Raw genomic sequence first — 20,270 nt, forward strand, 5'->3', positions numbered from 1 at the left:
GCCGTGTCCCTCGTCACATGCGGAAGATGCCGAACTTCGGCTCGGGGATCGGGGCGTTGCGCGACGCGGCCAGGCCGAGCGCCAGCACCCGCCGCGTGTCCGCCGGATCGATGATCCCGTCGTCCCACAGCCGCGCCGTCGCGTAGTACGGGTGGCCCTGGTCTTCGTATTGCTGGCGGATCGGCGCCTTGAAGGCTTCTTCCTCTTCCTTGCTCCAGCTGCCGCCCTTGAGTTCGATGCCGTCGCGCTTCACCGTCGCCAGCACACTCGCGGCCTGCTCGCCGCCCATCACGCTGATGCGCGCGTTGGGCCACATCCAGAGAAAGCGCGGGCTGTAGGCCCGGCCGCACATGCCGTAGTTGCCGGCGCCGAAGCTGCCGCCGATGATGATGGTGAACTTGGGCACGTTGGCCGTGGCCACGGCCGTCACCATCTTGGCGCCGTGGCGCGCGATGCCTTCGTTCTCGTACTTGCGGCCCACCATGAAGCCCGTGATGTTCTGCAGGAACACCAGCGGGATCTTGCGGTGGCAGCACAGCTCGATGAAGTGCGCGCCCTTCTGCGCCGATTCGGAAAACAGGATGCCGTTGTTGGCGATGATGCCCACCGGCATGCCCTCGATCTCGGCAAAGCCGCAGACCAGCGTGGCGCCGAAGCGCGCCTTGAACTCGTGGAACTCGCTGCCGTCGACGATGCGGGCAATGATCTCGCGCACGTCGAAGGGCTTGCGCGTGTCGGTCGGGATCACGCCGTAGAGCTCTTCGCGCGGGAACGCGGGCTCGCGCACCTCGGCCTTTGCCGCGCCCTGGACCGAAGCCGCGTTCGCATTGAGATTGGCCACGGCCGAACGCGCAAGCGCCAGCGCATGCAGGTCGTTCTGCGCCAGGTGGTCGACCACGCCCGACAGCCGCGTGTGCACGTCGCCGCCGCCCAGGTCCTCGGCCGTGACAACTTCGCCGGTGGCCGCCTTCACGAGTGGCGGGCCGCCCAGGAAGATGGTGCCCTGGTTCTTCACGATGATCGACTCGTCGCTCATCGCCGGCACGTACGCGCCGCCCGCCGTGCACGAGCCCATGACCACCGCGATCTGCGCGATGCCCTGGGCGCTCATGTTGGCCTGGTTGTAGAAGATGCGGCCGAAGTGGTCGCGGTCGGGGAACACCTCGTCCTGGTTCGGCAGGTTGGCGCCGCCCGAGTCGACCAGGTAGATGCAGGGCAGGCGGTTCTGCTCGGCGATCTCCTGCGCGCGCAGGTGCTTCTTGACCGTCATCGGGTAGTAGGTGCCGCCCTTCACCGTCGCGTCGTTGCAGACGATCATGCAGTCGACGCCGTTCACGCGGCCGATGCCCGCGATGAGGCCGGCGCCGGGCGCGGACTCCGCGCCCTTGGCGTCGAGGTACATCGCATGCGCGGCCAGCGGCGCGATCTCGAGGAACGGTGTGCCGGGGTCGAGCAGCTCGGCCACGCGGTCGCGCGGCAGCAGCTTGCCGCGCGCCGTGTGCTTGGCGCGCGCGGCCTCGCCGCCGCCCTGCTCCACTTTCGCGAACTGCTTGTGCAGGTCGTCGACGAGTGCGCGCATGGCTGCGGCATTGGCCTGGAAGTCGGCCGAGCGGGCATTCAATTTCGTTTCGATCTTGCTCATGCTGTCTTTTCTTGTTCGAGGCCGAGCTGCTCGGCCATTGCTTCGCGGATCTTGAATTTCTGGATCTTGCCCGTCACCGTCATCGGAAACTCGGTGACGAAGCGGATGTACCTCGGCACCTTGTAGTGCGCGATCTGCCCCTTGCAGAAATCGCGGATCTCGTCTTCGGTCGCGGCCTGGCCGGGCTTGACGATGATCCAGGCGCACAGCTCCTCGCCGTACTTCCGGTCGGGCAGGCCGACCACCTGCACGTCCTGCACCTTCGGGTGGCGGTACAGGAATTCCTCGATCTCGCGCGGGTAGATGTTCTCGCCGCCGCGGATCACGAGGTCCTTGATGCGGCCGACGATGTTGACGTAGCCCTCGGCGTCCATGGTGGCCAGGTCGCCGGTGTGCATCCAGTGCTCGACGTCGATGGCTTCGCGCGTCTTGGGCTCGTCTTCCCAGTAGCCGTGCATCACCGAGTAGCCGCGTGTGCAGAACTCGCCAGAGCTGCCGCGCGGCACGATGGCGCCAGTCTCGGGATCGATGATCTTGATCTCCAGGTGCGGCTGCACCGTGCCCACGGTGGACACGCGCTTGTCCAGCGGCGTGTCGGTGCTGCTCTGGCAGCTCACGGGGCTGGTCTCGGTCATGCCGTAGGCGATGGTGATTTCGCTGAGGTGCATCTCGTTCACCACGCGCTTCATCACCTCGGTGGGGCACGGCGAGCCGGCCATGATGCCGGTGCGCAGCGTGGACAGGTCGAACTCCTTGAAGCGCGGATGGTCGAGCTCGGCGATGAACATCGTGGGCACGCCATGCAGGCCCGTGCACTTTTCGGCCTGCACGGTCTCGAGCACGGTGAGCGGGTCGAAGCCGTCGTTCGGATAGACGATGGCCGAGCCATGCGTGAGGCAGGCGAGGTTGCCCAGCACCATGCCGAAGCAGTGGTAGAGCGGCACCGGAATGCACAGCCTGTCGGCGGGCGTGAGCTTCATGCATTCGCCGATGAAGAAGCCGTTGTTCAGGATGTTGCGGTGCGTGAGCGTCGCGCCCTTCGGAAAGCCCGTGGTGCCGCTCGTGAACTGGATGTTGATCGGATCGGTGGCCTTGAGCGTCTTCTGCGTGGCGGCCACGCGCGGGTCGGCCGCATCGCCGCTCGCGAGCAGCTCGCTGAAGCGCTGCATGCCGGGCTCCTGCACATCGGCCGCGGCCTTGCCGTCGATCCAGAAGGTGTGGCGCAGCTGCGGCAGGCGCTGGGGCCCCAGCTCGCGCAGCATGCCGAGGTAGTCGCTGGTCTTGAACCGCGCCATCGTCACCAGCGCCTTGCAGCCGACCTTGTTGAGCGCGTATTCGAGCTCGGAGGTGCGGTAGGCCGGGTTGATGTTGACCAGGATCAGCCCGGCCTTGGCGGTCGCGATCTGCATCAGCACCCAGGGCGCGTTGTTGTGCGACCAGATGCCCACGCGGTCGCCGGGTGCGAGCCCCAGATTCAGCAGCGCGCTGGCGAGGCGGTTCGATTCGGCCTGCAGCTCACGGTAGGTGAAGCGCCGCCCTTCATGGCGGCTCACCAGCGCCAGCGCATCGGGCTGGCGCGCCACCATTGCATCGAAGAAGTCGCCGATGGTCTGCTCGATCAGCGGAACGCGGGCATCGCCCTGGGCAAAACTCAATTGTGCAGACATGTTGCGTGTTTCCTGTTGCTGTTCAGAAATCAGTCCACCGTGGCGCCGGTGTCCTTCACCACGCGCGCCCACTTGGGCAGATCGGCGCGCACGAGCGCGCCCAACTGGGCCGCGGTGCCCTTGAAGGGCTCGCAGCCCACGGCGGCAAGCTTGTCGGCCACGTCCTTCTGATCCAGCGCGCGAGCCACTTCGGCCTGCAACTGCGCCACGATGGGCGCGGGCGTGCCTGCAGGCGCAAACAACGCATACCACGGCGCTTCGCCAAAGCCCTTGAGCGTTTCACCGATGGTCGGCACATCCGGCAGTACGGCCACGCGTTTGGCGTTCACCACCCCCAGCACCTTGAGCCTGCCCGCTTTGATGAAGCCCATGACCGAAGGCAGGCTTTGCACCGACAGTGGCACCTGCCCGCCCACCACGTCGGTCGCCGCCGCCGCCGAGCCCTTGTAGGGCACATGCCGGAGTTGGATGCCTGCCTGTTTTTGCAGCATTTCGCCGATCAGGTGGTTGAGCGTGCCGTTGCCCGCCGAAGCGATGGTGTACTGGCCGGGGTGGGCCTTGGCCTGTGCGATCAGTTCCGCTACGTTGTTGGCGGGAAAGGAGGGGTTGGCCACCAGCACATAGCCCGCCGTGGCGACGGGCGCGACGGGCTCGAAGTCCTTGACCGCATCGAACCCGGGGTTCTTGTAGAGCGCGGGGCCGACCACGTGAGCGCTGTCTGCCGTGAGCAGCAGCGTGTAGCCGTCATGCCTGGCGCGCGCCAGCGCCGCCGTGGCCACCGTGCCGCCCGCACCAGGACGGTTGTCCACGATCACGCTCTGGCCCATTTGCTCCGACAGGCGCTGCGCAACCACGCGCGCAATGGCGTCGTTCGCACCGCCGGCGGTTTGGGGGACGACGAGGGTGATGGGTTTGGATGGGTATTTGTCCTGGGCGAAAGCGGCAGCGCACAACGTGGCGGCCACAGCCACCGCGGCGTGGCGGCGGGTCAAGGTCATGGGTTGTCTCCTTATGTCTTTCGAAAGTTCGGCTGGCCGCTTTCAGGAAGTCTCGGCAAACAGCTCGCGCCCGATCAGCATGCGGCGGATCTCGCTCGTGCCCGCGCCGATCTCGTACAGCTTGGCATCGCGCCACAGCCGCTCGACCGGAAAGTCCTTCGTGTAGCCCACGCCGCCCAGTGCCTGGATCGCCTCGCCGGCCATCCACGTGGCCTTCTCGGCCGAGTAAAGGATGGCGCCAGCCGCGTCCTTGCGGAAGGTGCGCGCGTGGTCGTTGCGGTCGCAGGCCTTGCCCACCGCGTACACATAGGCGCGCGTGGCCTGCCAGGTCGAGTACATGTCCGCGAGCTTGCCCTGCATCAGCTGGAATTCGCCGATGCTCTGGCCGAACTGCTTGCGCTCGTGGATGAAGGGCAGCACCGCATCCATGCAGGCCGCCATGATGCCCAGCGGCCCGCCCGAGAGCACCGCGCGCTCATAGTCGAGCCCGCTCATCAGCACCTTGGCGCCCATGCCTTCGCCGCCGAGCACGTTCTCTTCGGGCACTTCGCAGTTGTCGAAGAACAGCGGGTAGGTGTTGGAGCCGCGCATGCCGAGCTTGTCGAGCTTGGTGCCGGCCGAGAAGCCCTTGAAGCCCTTCTCGACGATGAAGGCGGTCATGCCGCGCGCGCCCATCTCGGGTTCGGTCTTGGCGTAGATCACGAGCGTGTCGGCGTCGCCGCCGTTGGTGATCCACATCTTGCCGCCGTTGAGCACGTAGTAGCCGTTCTTCTTCTCGGCCTTGAGCTTCATGCTCACTACGTCGGAGCCGGCGTTGGGCTCGCTCATGGCCAGCGCGCCCACGTGCTCGCCGCTCACGAGCCTGGGCAGGTATTTCTTCTTTTGCGCGTCGCTGCCGTTGCGGTGGATCTGGTTGACGCACAGGTTGGAGTGCGCGCCGTACGAGAGGCCCACCGAGGCCGAGGCGCGCGACACCTCTTCCATCGCCACGATGTGGGCAAGATAGCCCAGCTCGGTGCCGCCGAATTCTTCCTTCACCGTCATGCCGTGCAGGCCGAGCTCGCCGAGCTTCTGCCACAGGTCGTGCGGGAACAGGTTGTCGCGGTCGATGTCGGCGGCGCGCGGGGCGATCTCGTTCGCGGCAAAGTCCTGGATCGCGCTGCGCAGCGAATCGATGGTTTCGCCCAGGTCGAAGTTCAGGCCGGGATCGTGCATGTGTGTTGTCTCCTCTGAAGGGTCGGCGCGCAGGCAGGCTGTCCCACGCGGATGGGCGCTTGGAAGAATGCAGCTTACGCCTCGCCGCGCCGCAATTGGCGCCACAATGGTTGCAAATTGCGCCACGCACGCCTCGCTGAATCATGACCTCGCCCGCCTTCCTGAAGCCCGCCCGAGCCGTCACGCCCATGGCCTTTGTGAGAGCCATCTTGAAGGGCTATGAGCGCTACGGCATCGACCCTGCCGAGGCCCTGAAAGCGGCACAGATCACGCCGCGCGAACTGGCGCGGCCGGGCGCGCGGGTGACGGCGGCGCAGTTCGAGGCGCTTTCGGAACATGCCATGCAGGAGCTGGACGATGAGGCGCTGGGCTGGTTCTCGCGGCGCCTGCCCTGGGGCAGCTACGGCATGCTGTGCCGCGCATCGCTGAGCTCGCCCGACCTGGGCGTGGCCATCAAGCGCTGGTGCCGGCACCACCGGTTGCTGACCGAGGACATCGGGCTCGCGCTCGAAGTGGCGGACGGCGTGGCCACACTGCGCATTACCGAGAACCGCCCGCTCGACGAGGCCTTCCGCGAGTTTTGCCTGGTAACCAGCCTGCGCTTCATGCACGGCTACATGTGCTGGGCCATCGACTCGCGCATTTCCCTGCGCAATGCGACCTTTCCGTTTGCGGCGCCGCCGCACCGCGACGCCTATGCGCCAATGTTCACGCCCGAGGTTCGCTTCGACGCACCGCAGGCCACCATCAGCTTCGACGAGCGCTATCTCGCCCTGCCCCTGCAGCGTGACGAGCGGGCGCTACGGGCCATGCTCAAGCGTGCGCTGCCCCTGACCATCCTGCAGTACCGCCGCGACCGCCTGCTGGGGCAGCGGGTGCGAGAGTTGCTGCGTTCGCGCGCCGCCGAGGCCACCACGGCGGAGGCGTTGGCCACGCTGCTCAATGTCTCGGGCCGCACGTTGCACCGGCAGCTCCACGAAGAAGGGACATCGCTGCAGGTGCTGAAGAACGAAGTGCGCCACGAGATGGCGGTGGAGCAGTTGCGCCGAACCAATCGGCCGATCAAGCAGGTGGCGCTGTCGGTGGGGTTTCGCAACGAGAAGAGTTTTTCGCGTGCGTTCCTGCAGTGGACTGGACACGCGCCGCGTGACTTTCGGCAGCAGGGGCTGTAGCGGGGCTCGGCTTTTTAGCGGCGCTTGGGTTCGGGGCGCATTTGTTCGGGGCGAGTGCAAAGGCCACCGGGTACTCCCCTCCGCGAATGTCCCCCGGCCTGCGGCCTCCTCCTTTAATTCGCTGCGCAAGGCACCCCATCGACGTGAGCGCGCCCCGAACAGCAGCCCCCCAAACAGAGCACCAACCCGAAGGTCAGCCCGGCTGCGCAATCAGCGCCAGCGCATCGGCGATGGATTTGCCGTCTTCCGGCCGCACCAGCTTCGCAACCTCCTTGCCGTCACGCATGAACACCAGCGTGGGCCACAAGCGCACGTTGAACGAGCGGCCCAGCGGTCGTCCGCTGCCGTCCTCGACCTTGATGCGCGGAATGTCCGGGTACTTGGCAAAGGCCTCGGCGATGTGGGGCTGCGCGGCCTTGCAGATGCCGCACCAGTTGGTGCCGAACTCGACCACGGCCGGGCCCTTCAGGGCATCGATCTCGGCGCGGTCGGGCTGCTCGGTCTTGTATTCGGAAGTCATGGGATCCGGCTCCTTGTGGACTGGCTTGCTTGATGCCATTGCAGCAGAAACGCTGCGGGCTTGCTCGCGGCAGGGGCTTGGTCTTCGGGCCCGCTTTTCAGGCCGGCTGCAGGCCGTGCGAAGCGAGCAGCGCGGGCAGCTCCCGCATGTCGCTGAACACCTGCAGCGCGCCGACGCTGCGCAGCGCCTCGGGGCCGCTGTGGCCCGATTCGCCGGTGCTGTAGCCGAACACCGTGGCACCCGCGGCCACACCGGCCATGGCGCCCGTGACGGTGTCCTCGACCACCGCGCAGCGCTTCGGATCGACACCCAGCGCCTCGGCGGCGGCCAGATAAACGTCGGGGTAGGGCTTGGAGCGTGGCATCTCGTGGCCGCTGAAGATGCGGCCCTCGAAGCACTCGAGCAGGCCGACCTTCGCCAGTTGCAGCTCGACCTTGTGGCGGTCGGCGCCCGAGGCGCAGGCGATGCGGCCCCGGAGCCGCGCATGAATTTCGCGGATGGCCGCCGGGGCGTGCGCAATGGCCACGAGGTCGCGCTCGAGGGCTTCGTTGCGGCGGGCCCTGAAGGCCTTGAGCCAGTCTTCGGTGATCCTGACGCCGGTCTTCGATTCGATGAGCGCGGCTTCGTCCTTCACGGCCTTGCCGGTGAAGGTGTTCATCGACTCTTCGGTGGTGAGGTGCCAGCCGAGTTCGCCGAGCATCTCGGCGAGCACGCGGTTGGTGATGGGTTCGGAATCGACGAGGACGCCGTCGCAGTCGAAAAGGACGGCGTCGAAGGGGAATGGGGTCATTGCGCGAAAGGGGTTCGGGGGAATTCCCCCATGGTAGCAATGACCCCGGCCGGGCTCAGGACGCGGGCTGGATCGGGATGTAGATCTCGCCGCCGCCCGCCATGAACTCCCTGGATTTCTGCGCCATTCCTTCGGCCATGGCTTCCGCCTCGGCCACGCCCTTCTTCGCCGCGTACTCGCGCACTTCCTGCGTGATCTTCATGGAGCAGAACTTCGGTCCGCACATCGAGCAGAAGTGCGCCACCTTGCTCGAATCCTTGGGCAGCGTCTCGTCATGGAATTCGCGTGCCGTGTCGGGGTCGAGGCCCAGGTTGAACTGGTCCTGCCAGCGGAATTCGAAGCGCGCCTTGCTGAGCGCATCGTCGCGCGAGCGCGCTCCCGGGTGCCCCTTGGCCACGTCGGCCGCATGCGCGGCGATCTTGTAGGCAATGATTCCCTGCTTGACGTCGTCGCGGTCGGGCAGGCCCAGGTGCTCCTTGGGCGTCACGTAGCAGAGCATCGCGGTGCCGGCCCAGCCGATCATCGCGGCGCCGATGGCGCTCGAGATGTGGTCGTAGCCCGGCGCGATGTCGATGGTCAGCGGGCCGAGCGTGTAGAACGGCGCCTCGTGGCAGTGCTTGAGCTGCTCGTCCATGTTGGCCTGGATCATGTGCATCGGCACGTGGCCGGGGCCCTCGATCATGGTCTGCACGTCGTGCTTCCACGCGATCTGCGTGAGCTCGCCCAGCGTGCGCAGCTCGGCGAACTGCGCTTCGTCGTTGGCATCGGCGCCCGAGCCCGGACGCAGGCCGTCGCCGAGCGAGAAGCTCACGTCGTAGGCCTTCATGATGTCGCAGATGTCCTCGAAGCGTTCGTACAGGAAGCTCTCCTTGTGGTGCGCGATGCACCACTTGGCCATGATCGAGCCACCGCGCGAGACGATGCCGGTCATGCGATCGGCCGTCAGGTGGATGAACGGCAGGCGCACGCCGGCGTGGATGGTGAAGTAGTCGATGCCCTGCTCGGCCTGCTCGATCAGCGTGTCGCGGAAGATCTCCCAGGTCAGGTCCTCGGCCACGCCGCCCACCTTCTCGAGCGCCTGGTAGATCGGCACGGTGCCGATGGGCACGGGGCTGTTGCGCACGATCCAGTCGCGCGTGGTGTGGATGTTCTTGCCGGTGGAAAGGTCCATCACGTTGTCGGCGCCCCAGCGGATCGCCCACACGAGCTTTTCCACTTCTTCCTCGATGCTCGAGGTGACGGCCGAGTTGCCGATGTTGGCGTTGATCTTGACCTTGAAGTTGCGGCCGATGGCCATCGGCTCGACTTCGGGGTGGTTGATGTTGGCCGGAATGATCGCGCGGCCGCGCGCCACCTCGTCGCGCACGAACTCGGGCGTGATGATGCGCGGAATGCTGGCGCCCATCGGGTTGCCGGCCACGCGCTTCGCGCGCTCCTCGTTGGCGAGGTATTCGGCCATCCACTCGCGCTTGCCGTTCTCGCGCAGCGCCACGTATTCCATCTCGGGCGTGACGATGCCGCGGCGCGCGTAGTGCATCTGCGTGACGTTGGCGCCCGCCTTGGCGCGGCGCGGCGTGCGCTGCAGCGCCGAGGCGCCGGCGCGCAGTTCGGCCAGGCGCTGGGCATCGTGGTCGTGGGCGTGCTTCAGGCCCTCGTCGAGCGCCTGGTGCGAGCGGCCTTCGTAGCTTTCGGTGTCGTTGCGCTCGGCGATCCAGGTGCCGCGCACGCCGGGCAGGCCGCGGCGCACGTCGATCTCGACCCTGGCATCGGTGTAGGGGCCCGAGGTGTCATAGAGCGACACGGTCTCGCCGTTGGTCAGCAGCACGTCGCGCACCGGCACGTTGAGGTCGGGCCGGCTGCCCGGGATCAGGCACTTGTGCGATGCGGGAAAGGGCTCGCGCGTGAGCGAGAGCAGGGAGGTGAACTTGTCGGGGGCATTCATGCGGGGCACTCCTTGTTGAGGGAAAGGGTGCTCCGCAATCGCTCTGAGGACTTTGGGCCGCCACGTTGGGTGGCGGGACCGGAGTCGGGGAGTGCAGCTCTTCTTACGCCGGTATGACCCGGATCAAGTTCGCGGGTCGGCACTTTGCCATCTCAGCACGCCACATGCGTGCACCCCGGAGCGGGGACTATTGTGCGGGCCGTGGCCCGGTGCGTCAACCGGGGGTCTGCAGATCGCCTTCGAGGTAGAACCAGCGGTCGCCCTCGCGCACGAAGCGGCTGCGCTCGTGCAGGCGCGTGGCGGCGCCGGTGCTGCTGCGCTGGCGGGCGACGAATTCGACCTCGGCATGGTCGGCGTCGAGCACCGAGCGCGAGCGGATGTCCAGGCCCAGCCACTTCACGCCGGGTTCGAACTCGATCGACGCCGGCCGGGTCGACGCATGCCAGGTGGCGAGCAGGTAGGGGCCGCGCTCCAGCACGAACGCGGTATAGCGCGAACGCATCAGCGACTCGGCGTCGGGCGCGGGCGTGCCCTCGAAGTCCTCGAGGTAGCGGCCGCAGCACAGGGCATAGCCGATGGGCTTGTCTCGGCGGTCCGTGCGGCCGCAGGGGCAAGGTCCGGTGGGGGGATCGGTGGCACTCATGAAGGATGCTATTGGAACATCCTCGGGGCCCTTCGCCCGATGGGGCAACCCCGGGGCCGCCCCGGACATCCACTCTTGGCGCAGTGCTTGCTTGCCGCTAGCCTTGCTTGTGCACACGAAAGAGCGAGGTGGCGATGTACCTGACAAGCCCCGAACAGCGGGCGCTGCGCGGCGTTTTCACGCTGCTGGCGGAAGACCGATGCGAAATCGACATCCGCGAGCGCCTCGGCCGGGCGCTGCTCGACCTGCTGCGTGCAGACCAGTTCGCCTCCTTCGTCTGGAACGCCGAAACCGGCCGGTTCGACGGCCGCGTGGCCTTGAACATGGACGCAGCCAACCTCGACCGCTATGGCGAGTGGCACCAGCATCACGACCCGATCACCTTCGTGCTGCAGTCGCACCGCCGTGCAACCCGCGTCACCGACGTGATGCCGCAGCGCGAATTGATGCGCACCGAATTCTTCACCGACTTTCTCTCGCGCGACGGGCTGCACTGGGGCATGAACCTGCATGCCTTCGAAGGCAACCGCGCGCTGGGCGACCTGCGCGTCTGGCGGCGCAAGGGCCGCGGCGATTTCGGCGACCACGAGAAGGCGCTGCTCGACCTGATCGAGCCCGCCTTCATCGGTGCATTGCAGCGCGCGCAGCGCACGGCGGCTTCTGTGCCGATGCCGGCCGAAGCCCTCTGGAGTGCCTTGAGCGGACGCGAACAGGAGGTTGCACGGGCCGTGTGCGAGGGCCTGACCGACAAGGAGATCGCGCGCCGGATGACGGTGAGCGTGCCGACGGTGCGCACCTATTTGCGGCGGATCTTCGACAAGCTCGGCATCGAGCGCCGTTCGGCGCTGGCCGGCCTGGCCCGGCGTTGATGCGGCCGCAGGCGCCCTACTTCGCCTTCGGAGCGGGCAGGCGGCCCAGCACGTTTTCAACCGCAAGGCCCACGGCGAGCAGCTTGCGATCGCTGCCGGCCGGTCCGTCCAGTTCCAGTCCCACAGGCAGCCCGCTGGTCGCGCCGAGGCCCGAGGGCAACTGCACGCCTGGAATGCCGGCGTTGCTGCCGGGGTCGGTGTTCTGGATCAGCGCGCCGAAGTTCTCGGGGCTGCTGGCTTCGGGCGCGGCCACCGGAGCCACCCGCGGCACGGTCGGGAACACCAGCGCATCGAGCCGGTGCTGCGCGAAGGTGTCGCGGTAGAGCTTTTGCAATGCGGGCCGCGCAACACGCATCGCGTTGTCGTAGGCCGGCTTCGCATCGACGGTGCCATTCGGCGCGGGCAGCTTGCGCGGGATCACGAAGGCCTCGAAGGTGCCCTTGACGTCGGGACTCGCGATGCCGGCCGTGAGCTGCGCGATGTCGATGCCGGTGCGGTACTTCGCGAGGTAGGCGACCATGTCGTCGTGTGCCTCGTAGAGCGCAACCGGAAAACCGATGGCGCCGTTGAGTTCCATGAGTTTCGGCATCTCCACGTCCACCAGCGTGACGCCCGCCGCGCGCAGCTTGCCGAGCGCCGCGTCGGTGGCGGCGCGCGTGTCGGCGTCGAGATTCGCATAGAAGGCCGGCACCACGCCCAGGCGCACGCGCTTCAGATCGACGGGCTTCAGCGGCGCGCCGCCCGCAATCACGCGATCAAGCAGCGCAACATCGGCCATCGACTGCGCCATCGGCCCCGCGGTGTCGCGCGTGTGCGAGATCGGCGCGATGCCCTGCTGCGAATAGCGCCCCATGGTCGGACGCAGCGAAGCGCAGCCGTTGAACGCGCACGGAATGCGCACCGAGCCGCCGGTGTCGGTGCCCAGCGCCGCCGGCGCCATGCGCGCACCGAGCGCCACGCCGTTGCCCGACGACGATCCGCCCGCCACGCGGGTCGCGTCGTAGGCATTGCGCACGCCCACCTCGGGACCGGTCTGGAATGCGGGGTTGTAGCCCGTGACGCCGAAGGCCAGCTCGTGCATGTTCGTCTTGCCAAGAATGACGGCGCCCGCTGCGCGCAGCTTCGCGACCACCGGCGCATCGGCCCTGGGTACAAAGCCCTTGAGCGCCGGCGAGCCAGCCGTGGCGGGCAGGCCCTGAACCTGGATGTTGTCCTTGATGACGACTGGCAATCCGGCCAGCGGCTTGCAGGCACCGCCGCGCTTGCGTCCGGCATCGGCGGCGCGCGCGGCCCGGAGCGCGCCGCCCTCGTCGAGCGTGATGAAGGCGTTGAGGCTCGCCTTCCCCTTTGCCTGCGCAAGGTACGCCGTCACGAGTTGCTCGCTGGCCAGGGTGCCGGCGCAGAGTTGTCGCACGGCATCGCTCGCTGTCAGCGCGGCAATGTCAGCAGCGGTGGGCTGCGCCTGTGCGGATGCACCGAGGCACAGCAGGGCCGCGGCGAAGGAAAAGGGTCTGAAGACGGACATGGCAAGGACCTCCGAAAGAGGACGCCATGCTGCGCCGCGGGCGCCGTCCTGTCTGTCATCGAAACCGATGACACGGCATGAAGGCCTTACTGGAACATCACCCACTCGGGCCGCATGTTGAAGCGCACCGGGAGAATGCTCACGCCCAGCCCGCTGGTCACGTACATGCGCCGGTCCTTGTGCGCGATCCAGCCATGGGCCCATTCGCGCGGCGCGCGCCCCGGTACCACCAGTGCGCCGTAGCCCGGCACGCTGATCTGCCCGCCGTGCGTGTGCGCGGCCACCACCAGCCCCCGGGTGGGCGGCATGGCCGAAAAGCTGAAGGGATCGTGCATCATGACCAGCGTGGCGACGCCCTTCGGCACCCCGGCCAGTGCCTTGTCCGGCTGCGAATGGCCGGTCGAGTCGTCGCCGATGCCGACCACCCAGATGTCATGGTCCGGCAGGCGCATCGAGGCGTTCTCCAGCACGCGGATGCCCTCTGCGGACAAGGCGTGCGCCGTGCGTTCGCCGTCGTGCCACCAGTCGTGATTGCCGAGCACCGCGTACACGCCCTGCGGCGCTTTCAGGCGGCCCAGCACGGCAGCCATTTCTTCGATGGACAGGTCTTCGTCATCGCCCGAGCCCGCAAGAAAGTCGCCGGGCAGCAGGATCACATCGGGTTGTGCAGCATTGATCTCGTCGACGATGCGTGCAGCGCGCTCCACACTGGTAATGCGCCACGCCGAGCGCGTGGTGAGATGCCAATCGCCCGCCATGGCCACCTTGAGGCCGGCGGGCGCCTGCCATTGCGCCGAACTCAACGGCTCGACGCGTGCCGCGACCCATCGCGGCTCGATGGCAACTGTCCAGACGGCCAGCGCCGGCAGCAGGACCGCCGCGGCGATCCGGAGCACCGGCGGCCGGCGGCGCATGCCGGCGCTCAAGCCAGCGCGCGTTGAATGAGCAGCTTCTGGATGTCGGACGTGCCTTCGTAGATCTGGCACACCCGCACGTCGCGGTAGATGCGCTCGAGCGGAAAGTCGTTCACGTAGCCATAGCCGCCCAGCGTCTGGATCGCGGCGCTGCAGACGCGCTCGGCCATCTCGCTCGCGAACAGCTTGGCCATGGCGGCTTCCTTGAGGCAGGGCTGGCCGGCGTCGCGCAGGCTGGCGGCGTGCCAGATGAGCTGGCGGGCGGCTTCGAGCTGCGTGGCGCATTCGGCCAGCCTGAAACCGACGGCCTGCTGGTCGAAGATCGCCCCGCCGAAGGCCTGGCGCTCCTTGGCATAGGCCAGCGCCACGTCGAAGGCGCTGCGCGCCATGCCCACGCTCTGCGCGGCGATGCCGATGCGGCCGCCCTCGAGTGCGCCCAGCGCAATCTTGTAGCCCTCGCCCTCGGCGCCGATGAGGTTTTCCGCCGGGATGCGGCAGCCGTCGAAATTGATCTGCGCGGTGTCGCTGCTGTGCTGGCCCAGCTTGTCCTCGAGACGCGCCACGCTGTAGCCGGGCGCGTCGGTGGGCACGATGAAGGCGCTCATGCCGCGCTTGCCGGCGCCCTTGTCGGTCACCGCGATGACGATGGCGACCTGGCCGTTCTTGCCGCTGGTGATGAACTGCTTCACGCCGTCGATCACGTAGCCATCGCCGTCCTTGCGCGCCGTGGTGCGCAGGCTCGATGCGTCGCTGCCGGCCTGCGGCTCGGTGAGGCAGAAGGCGCCGAGCATCCGGCCTTGCGCCAGCGGCTCGAGCCACTGCTTCTTCTGCTGCGCGTTGCCGTAGCGCATGAGGATCGCGTTGACCGGGCAGTTGGTCACGCTGATGGCGGTGCTGGTGCCGCCGTCGCCAGCCGCGATCTCCTCGAGCACCAGCGCGAGCGTGAGGTAGTCGAGGCCCGCGCCGCCGTGCTCCTCGGGCACGCAGATGCCGTAGGCGCCGAGTGCCGCGAGGCCCTGGTGCGCTTCCTTCGGGAAGCTGTGCTCGCGGTCCCATTGCGGGGCGTTGGGCCAGAGTTCGGCCTGTGAAAAGTCGCGCACTGCGTCGCGGATGGCTTCCTGGTCGGCACTGAGCAGCATGGCGTGGTCTCCTGTCTTTTTTACTTGCTTGCTTGCCTGCTTACTTGCCGGCGCCCAGGTCCATGATGAGCCGCGCCGCCATGTACAGGCGCCGTGGAATCGCGCTGATGTCGACGTACTCGGCCTTGTCGCTGTGGTAGCCGAAGCCCGGCAGGCCCAGGCTCTCGATCACGGGCTTGCCCGAGAGCGCCGCGTAGGCCGCGTCGGTGCCGCCGCCGGTGCGCTCTTCCACGCCCAGCGTGCCGCCGGCTTCCTTGTAGTAGGCCACGGCCTTGTCGACCAGCTTCCTGCCGCCTTCGCCGGCGTTGAAGGCCGGGCGGCCGCGCGTGACCACCACCTTGACATCGGATTCGGGCAGCTTCTTCTGCTGCGCCTTTTCTTCGAGCGTCTTCATGGCGGCCTCGAAGTCCTCGTTCTGCGCGTAGCGCACGTCGGCGTTCAGCGTGGCGCTGGCCGGAATGATGTTCGACACGTTGCCGGCCTTGGCCATGGTCCAGTTGAAGCGCAGGTGTTTGGCCTTGTCGTCGATGCTCATGGTGCGCAGCACGAGGTCGGACGCCTCGACCAGCGCGTTCACGCCCAGGTCGGGCGCGGCGCCCGCGTGCGAGGCCTTGCCGGTGATGCTGACCTGCACATAGGCAATGCCCGAAGTGCCGAGCGAGAGCTTCTCGTCGCCCGCGCTCGTGGGTTCGAACGAGAGCACGTAGTCGGCCTGCTTCGCTTCTTCCTGGATCAGGTCGCGCGAACCGAAGGAGCCCTTTTCCTCGTCGGTGTTGAACAGCACGGTGATGGTGCCGTAGTCGCGCACGCCGTAATCCTTGAGCAGCTTCAGCGTGTGCAGGATGACGGCATTGCCGCCCTTGTCGTCGGCAATGCCGGGGCCGTAGGCCTTGTTGCCTTCGATGCGGAACGGCGCCTTGGCGAGCGTGCCCTTGAGGTACACGGTGTCCATGTGCGACATCAGCAGCAGGTTCTTGCCGCCCCGGCCCTTGAGCTTGCCGACGATGTTGTCGCCCACCACGAGGCCGGCCGACTTGCTGCGCGTGACGGTGAAACCAAGATTCCTGAGCTCGCCCTCGAGGTAGTTCCCCGCGGCCGCAATGCCTTCGGCATCGCCCGTGCCGGTTTCGATGTTGACCAGCTGCTCCAGCGTCTTGAGCACTGCGGGCTGCGCATCGGTGGCGGCCTGGAACAGCACGTTGTCGCGCTTCTGCGCCCAGCCGGCGGCTGGCGCCAGCAAGGCGGCGGCCAGCAGGGCTGCGAGCAGGGTGCGTTGATTGAATGGGCGCATGAAGAATCTCCTGGCGTCTGCAGTATTCGTAGAGAGAAAAACCACGAAGCGCCCCGGCAGGGGGCGCTTGCGGCGGTTGTTTTTGTTAAAGCAACTCGAGTGCCACGGCGGTGCCTTCGCCGCCGCCGATGCACAGCGTGGCCACGCCGCGCTTCTTGCCGCGCGCCTTCAGCGCATGGATCAGCGTGACCATGATGCGCGCGCCGCTGGCGCCGATCGGGTGGCCCAGCGCGCAGGCGCCGCCGTTCACGTTGACGATCTCGTGCGACACGTCGAGCTCGTGCATCAGCGCCATCGGCACCACCGCGAAAGCCTCGTTCACTTCCCACAGGTCCACGTCCTTGACGGTCCAGCCGGTCTTCTTGAACAGCTTGGCCACGGCGCCCACCGGCGCGGTGGAGAACCACTCGGGCTGCTGCGCGTGCGTGGCGTGGCCGACGATGCGGGCGATCGGCCTGGCGCCGATCTTCTTCGCGTGCGACTCGGTCATCATCACCAGCGCCGCGGCGCCGTCGTTGATCGACGAGCTCGAGGCGGCGGTGATGGTGCCGTTCTCCTTCTTGAACGCGGGCTTGAGCGTGGCGATCTTGTCGAGCTTGACCTTGCCCGGACCTTCGTCGATGGAAACGACGGTGTCGCCGCCGCGGCCCTTCACGGTGACGGGCGTGATCTCGTCCTTGAACGCACCGGATTCGGTGGCGGCCTTGGCGCGCTGCACGCTGGCGATGGCGAAGGCGTCCTGCTGCTCGCGCGTGAACTTGTACTTGGCGGCGCAATCCTCGCCGAAGGTGCCCATGGAGCGGCCCGGCTGGTAGGCGTCTTCCAGGCCGTCGAGCATCATGTGGTCGAAGATGCGGTCATGGCCCATGCGGTAGCCGCCGCGGCCCTTGAGCATGAGGTAGGGCGCGTTGGTCATGCTTTCCATGCCGCCGGCCACCATCACCTCGTGCGTGCCTGCCAGCAGCAGGTCGTGCGCGAGCATCGCGGCCTTCATGGCCGAGCCGCACATCTTGCTGAGCGTGACCGCGCCCGCGCTGTCGGGCAGGCCGCCCTTGTAGGCCGCCTGGCGCGCCGGCGCCTGGCCCTGGCCGGCCATCAGGCAGTTGCCGAACAGCACTTCGCCCACGCTGTCGGGCGCAATGCCCGCGCGCTCCACGGCGGCCTTGATGGCGGCGCCGCCGAGGTCGTGCGCCGAGAGGGAAGAGAAGTCGCCCTGGAAGCTCCCCATGGGGGTGCGGGCGGCGCCGACGATGACGATGGATTCAGGCATGGTGGTCTCCTTCGGAAAGTGGAAAGAAAGAAAGAAAGCGGTCGTCGCCGACCGGGGCTCAATCAGAAATGGGTCGCATGGCCCTCGTGCGGAAAGCGCTGCGACTCTTCGTACGGGAACACATCGAGCATCTGGCCGGCCCGGATGCGTTCCTTGTGGTGCTGCCAGAAGGCAGCGTCGAGCAGGTCGGCATGGTGCGCCATGAAGGCTTCGCGCACCGCGTCGTTGCCGAGCAGGAAAGGCCCGAAGGTCTCGGGGAACACGTCCTTCGGGCCCACCGAATACCAGACCTCGCCGCTCATCTCGTCCTCCTCGTTGCGCGCAGCGGGCACCTTGCGGAACTGGCAGTCGGTGATGTATTCGATCTCGTCGTAGTCGTAGAACACCACCTTGCCGCCGCGCGTGACGCCGAAGTTCTTCCACAGCATGTCGCCCGGAAAGATGTTGGCCGCCACCATGTCCTTGATGGCGTTGCCGTACTCGACCACCGCATGCTCGAGCTGCTCCTTCGCGCGCCTGGCATGCGCCGGGCTTTCGGGGTTGGCCAGCGTGTCGAAGGCCTCCTGCAGGAAGATGTTGAGCGGGATCATGCGGCGCTCGATGTAGACGTGCTTGAGCACGAGCTCCATCTCCCCGTTGCCGTCGCGGTCGCCGATCTCGAGCTGGCTGGGCGCGAACTTGCGGATCTCCTCGATCAGCTCGGGCTCGAAGCGGTCGAGCGGAAAACCCACGTCGCTGTATTCCAGCGTGTCGGCCATGCGGCCCACGCGGTCATGCTGCTTCACGAGCATGTACTTGCCCTTGATCTGCTCGCGCGTGGTGTCCTTCTGCGGCGGATAGAAGTCCTTGATGACCTTGAACACGAAGGGGAACGAGGGCAGGTCGAACACCAGCATGACCATGCCCTTGATGCCGGGCGCAATGCGGAAGCGGTCGCTCGAGTAGTTCAGGTGCGAGAGGAAGTCGCGGTAGAACAGCGTCTTGCCCTGCTTGGCGAGGCCCAGCGCGTTGTAGATTTCGGCGCGCGGCTTGCGCGGCATGAGCGAGCGCAGGAACTGCACGCAGGCCGAGGGCACTTCCATGTCGACCATGAAGTAGGCGCGCGCAAAGCTGAAGAGCATCTGCAGGTCGTCCTCGCCGAAGAGCGCCGCGTCCACGTAGAACCGGCCCTGGCTGTCGTGCAGGATCGGCAGCGAGAACGGGAGCTCGACGAAGCCGTTCATGATCTTGCCGACCACGTAGGCGCCCTTGTTGCGGTAGAACAGCCCCGAGAGCACCTGCAGCTGGAAGTTGGCGCGCAGCTTCACCTGGTGGAAGCGCCCCATGATGGCGTGCGCCACGCGCTCGGCGTCGCGCCGCTTGTTGGCAAAGCTGCCCTGCAGGCCGTAGTCGTCCAGCATCTGCTCGATGGTGTCGGCCAGCGTGTCGTGCGAAGGGTAGTAGGGCCTGTACGTGGGCGCGCCGCGCGGCTCGATGTACTCGGTGCTGATGGCCGGGCGAACGAAGATGAAGTCGTTCTGGAAGTAGGCCCGGTGCAGGATCTTCGTGGTCACCGAATTGAAGAAGCTCTCGGCCAGCTCGGGCTGGTGGTGGTCCACCAGCAGGCCGATGAAGTGCAGCTTGACCTGGTGCCACACCTCCATCGGCTGGTCGCCGGCCTTGAATTCCTTCTCGAGCCGGGCCACGGCCTCGTTCACGCGCATGTCGTAGAACTCGATGCGCTCGCGCTGCGCGCGCTGCTGGCCGTGCCAGTCGGCCGTTTCGAAGCGGTGCTTGGCGCGCGCCGATTCGGCGCGGAACAGCGTGTAGTGGCGATTGAACCCGTCGATCATCGCCTTGGCGATGTCGTAGGCCAGCGGTGAATCGAGACGCTGCGGGAACATGGGTTCAGCCGGTTTTCGTTCCGGTGCTTTCGCCGATCGGGTCGACCGGGGGCGCTGCGATGGCTTCCGTCCCATCGGCCCCGGCCTGCGCCGACGGCGAGGCACCCAGGGGCTTGCTCCACTTGTAGCGGATGCGCTGCACCGCGGCCTTGTAGACCGCGTCGAGCGGCTTCGCGCCATCGACGTTCAGGCCCAGGTCCTGCAGCAGGCCGTCGTGCACACCGAAGGTCCAGCCGTGGATCTTGACCTTCTGGCCGCGGCCCCAGGCATCGACCATCACGGTGCTGACGGCCACGTTGACCACCTGCTCGGCCACGTTGAGTTCGCACAGCGCATCGACGCGCACGTCCTCGGGCAGGGTGTCGAGCATCACGGCGTGGCGGTCGCGCACGTCCTGGATGTGGCGGATCCAGTTGTCGGCCAGGCCGATGCGCTTGCCGCTGAGCGCCGCCTTCACGCCGGCGCAGCCGTAGTGGCCGACCACCATGATGTGCTCGACCTTCAGGTGCTCGACCGCGAACTGGATCGCCGAGAGCGCGTTGAGGTCGGAGTGCACCACGATGTTGGCGACGTTGCGGTGCACGAACACCTCGCCCGGCTCCAGGCCGGTGATCTGGTTGGCGGGCACGCGGCTGTCGGAGCAGCCGATCCACATGTAGCGCGGCGTCTGCTGCTTCACCAGGCTGGTGAAGAAGCCGGGCCGGTCGCGTTCCATCTGTGCGGACCAGGCACGGTTGTGGGCAAACAGGTCATCAAGAGTGTCGGACATGGGCGTGATTGTCGATGAGTC

General features: G+C 67.1%; 17 protein-coding genes and 1 riboswitch. Of the genes, 2 read left to right on the top strand and 15 right to left on the bottom strand.

What is annotated here, in order from left to right; translation table 11 throughout:
- Positions 1–13: 13 nt before the first annotated feature.
- The 4 genes from EJO66_RS10220 to EJO66_RS10235 are packed head-to-tail and all read right to left on the bottom strand — an operon-like array spanning position 14 to position 5,522.
- The gene (locus EJO66_RS10220; RefSeq protein ID WP_124958769.1) at positions 14–1,642 is read right to left on the bottom strand and encodes a carboxyl transferase domain-containing protein; all 1,629 of its coding nucleotides are present in this window, start codon (positions 1,640–1,642) and stop codon (positions 14–16) included.
- Positions 1,639–3,309 carry an AMP-binding protein gene (locus EJO66_RS10225; protein ID WP_125965221.1) on the bottom strand — a complete coding sequence of 557 codons (1,671 nt, stop codon included), beginning with the start codon at positions 3,307–3,309 and terminating at the stop codon, positions 1,639–1,641. Before EJO66_RS10225 ends, EJO66_RS10220 begins: the two co-directional genes overlap by 4 nt.
- 29 nt (positions 3,310–3,338) lie before the next feature.
- Complete coding sequence (locus tag EJO66_RS10230) at positions 3,339–4,307, bottom strand: tripartite tricarboxylate transporter substrate binding protein (protein ID WP_124958771.1); 969 nt, start codon at positions 4,305–4,307, stop codon at positions 3,339–3,341.
- Between the two features lie 42 nt (positions 4,308–4,349).
- Positions 4,350–5,522, bottom strand: a complete 1,173-nt coding sequence (locus EJO66_RS10235; protein ID WP_124958772.1) for an isovaleryl-CoA dehydrogenase — start codon at positions 5,520–5,522, stop codon at positions 4,350–4,352.
- Between the two features lie 143 nt (positions 5,523–5,665).
- Between EJO66_RS10235 and EJO66_RS10240 the strand changes: the two genes are divergently transcribed.
- On the top strand, positions 5,666–6,694 hold the full coding sequence (locus EJO66_RS10240; RefSeq protein ID WP_124958773.1) for an AraC family transcriptional regulator: 1,029 nt from the start codon (positions 5,666–5,668) through the stop codon (positions 6,692–6,694).
- Between the two features lie 193 nt (positions 6,695–6,887).
- On the opposite strand, the gene EJO66_RS10245 is transcribed toward EJO66_RS10240, so the two are convergent.
- From EJO66_RS10245 to EJO66_RS10260, 4 genes are all read right to left on the bottom strand, one after another.
- A complete protein-coding gene (locus EJO66_RS10245; protein WP_124958774.1) occupies positions 6,888–7,214 on the bottom strand; it encodes a thioredoxin family protein in 327 nt (108 codons plus the stop codon).
- 97 nt (positions 7,215–7,311) lie between these two features.
- Positions 7,312–8,004 (bottom strand): HAD family hydrolase, encoded by a 693-nt coding sequence (locus EJO66_RS10250; RefSeq protein WP_125965222.1) that lies wholly within the window; start codon positions 8,002–8,004, stop codon positions 7,312–7,314.
- A 55-nt stretch (positions 8,005–8,059) separates the two neighbouring features.
- A complete protein-coding gene (thiC, locus tag EJO66_RS10255; protein ID WP_124958776.1) occupies positions 8,060–9,946 on the bottom strand; it encodes a phosphomethylpyrimidine synthase ThiC in 1,887 nt (628 codons plus the stop codon).
- Between the two features lie 83 nt (positions 9,947–10,029).
- Positions 10,030–10,134: riboswitch (TPP riboswitch) on the bottom strand.
- Between the two features lie 26 nt (positions 10,135–10,160).
- Positions 10,161–10,589: a YchJ family protein gene (locus EJO66_RS10260; protein ID WP_124958777.1), complete on the bottom strand. Its 429-nt coding sequence runs from the start codon at positions 10,587–10,589 to the stop codon at positions 10,161–10,163.
- A 134-nt stretch (positions 10,590–10,723) separates the two neighbouring features.
- On the opposite strand from EJO66_RS10260, the gene EJO66_RS10265 reads away from it, so the two are divergent.
- Entirely contained in the window at positions 10,724–11,458 is a 735-nt protein-coding gene (locus EJO66_RS10265; RefSeq protein ID WP_124958778.1) for a helix-turn-helix transcriptional regulator, read from the top strand.
- 16 nt (positions 11,459–11,474) lie between these two features.
- Here the strand turns inward: EJO66_RS10265 and iaaH are convergent, their stop codons facing one another.
- The 7 genes from iaaH to can form a co-directional block, all read right to left on the bottom strand.
- Positions 11,475–12,983: an indoleacetamide hydrolase gene (gene iaaH, locus EJO66_RS10270; protein WP_124958779.1), complete on the bottom strand. Its 1,509-nt coding sequence runs from the start codon at positions 12,981–12,983 to the stop codon at positions 11,475–11,477.
- Between the two features lie 86 nt (positions 12,984–13,069).
- Positions 13,070–13,897 (bottom strand): metallophosphoesterase, encoded by an 828-nt coding sequence (locus EJO66_RS10275; protein WP_125965223.1) that lies wholly within the window; start codon positions 13,895–13,897, stop codon positions 13,070–13,072.
- A gap of 8 nt (positions 13,898–13,905) precedes the next feature.
- Positions 13,906–15,036 (bottom strand): acyl-CoA dehydrogenase family protein, encoded by a 1,131-nt coding sequence (locus EJO66_RS10280; RefSeq protein ID WP_124958781.1) that lies wholly within the window; start codon positions 15,034–15,036, stop codon positions 13,906–13,908.
- Between the two features lie 40 nt (positions 15,037–15,076).
- Complete coding sequence (locus EJO66_RS10285; RefSeq protein WP_124958782.1) at positions 15,077–16,327, bottom strand: glutamate carboxypeptidase; 1,251 nt, start codon at positions 16,325–16,327, stop codon at positions 15,077–15,079.
- A gap of 85 nt (positions 16,328–16,412) precedes the next feature.
- On the bottom strand, positions 16,413–17,597 hold the full coding sequence (locus tag EJO66_RS10290; protein WP_125965224.1) for an acetyl-CoA C-acyltransferase: 1,185 nt from the start codon (positions 17,595–17,597) through the stop codon (positions 16,413–16,415).
- Between the two features lie 62 nt (positions 17,598–17,659).
- A complete protein-coding gene (gene aceK, locus EJO66_RS10295) occupies positions 17,660–19,480 on the bottom strand; it encodes a bifunctional isocitrate dehydrogenase kinase/phosphatase (protein ID WP_124958784.1) in 1,821 nt (606 codons plus the stop codon).
- Between the two features lie 4 nt (positions 19,481–19,484).
- Complete coding sequence (gene can, locus EJO66_RS10300; RefSeq protein ID WP_124958785.1) at positions 19,485–20,249, bottom strand: carbonate dehydratase; 765 nt, start codon at positions 20,247–20,249, stop codon at positions 19,485–19,487.
- Between the last annotated feature and the right edge of the window lie 21 nt (positions 20,250–20,270).

This window comes from Variovorax beijingensis, assembly GCF_003951285.1.
Taxonomy (GTDB): Bacteria; Pseudomonadota; Gammaproteobacteria; order Burkholderiales; family Burkholderiaceae_C; genus Variovorax; species Variovorax beijingensis.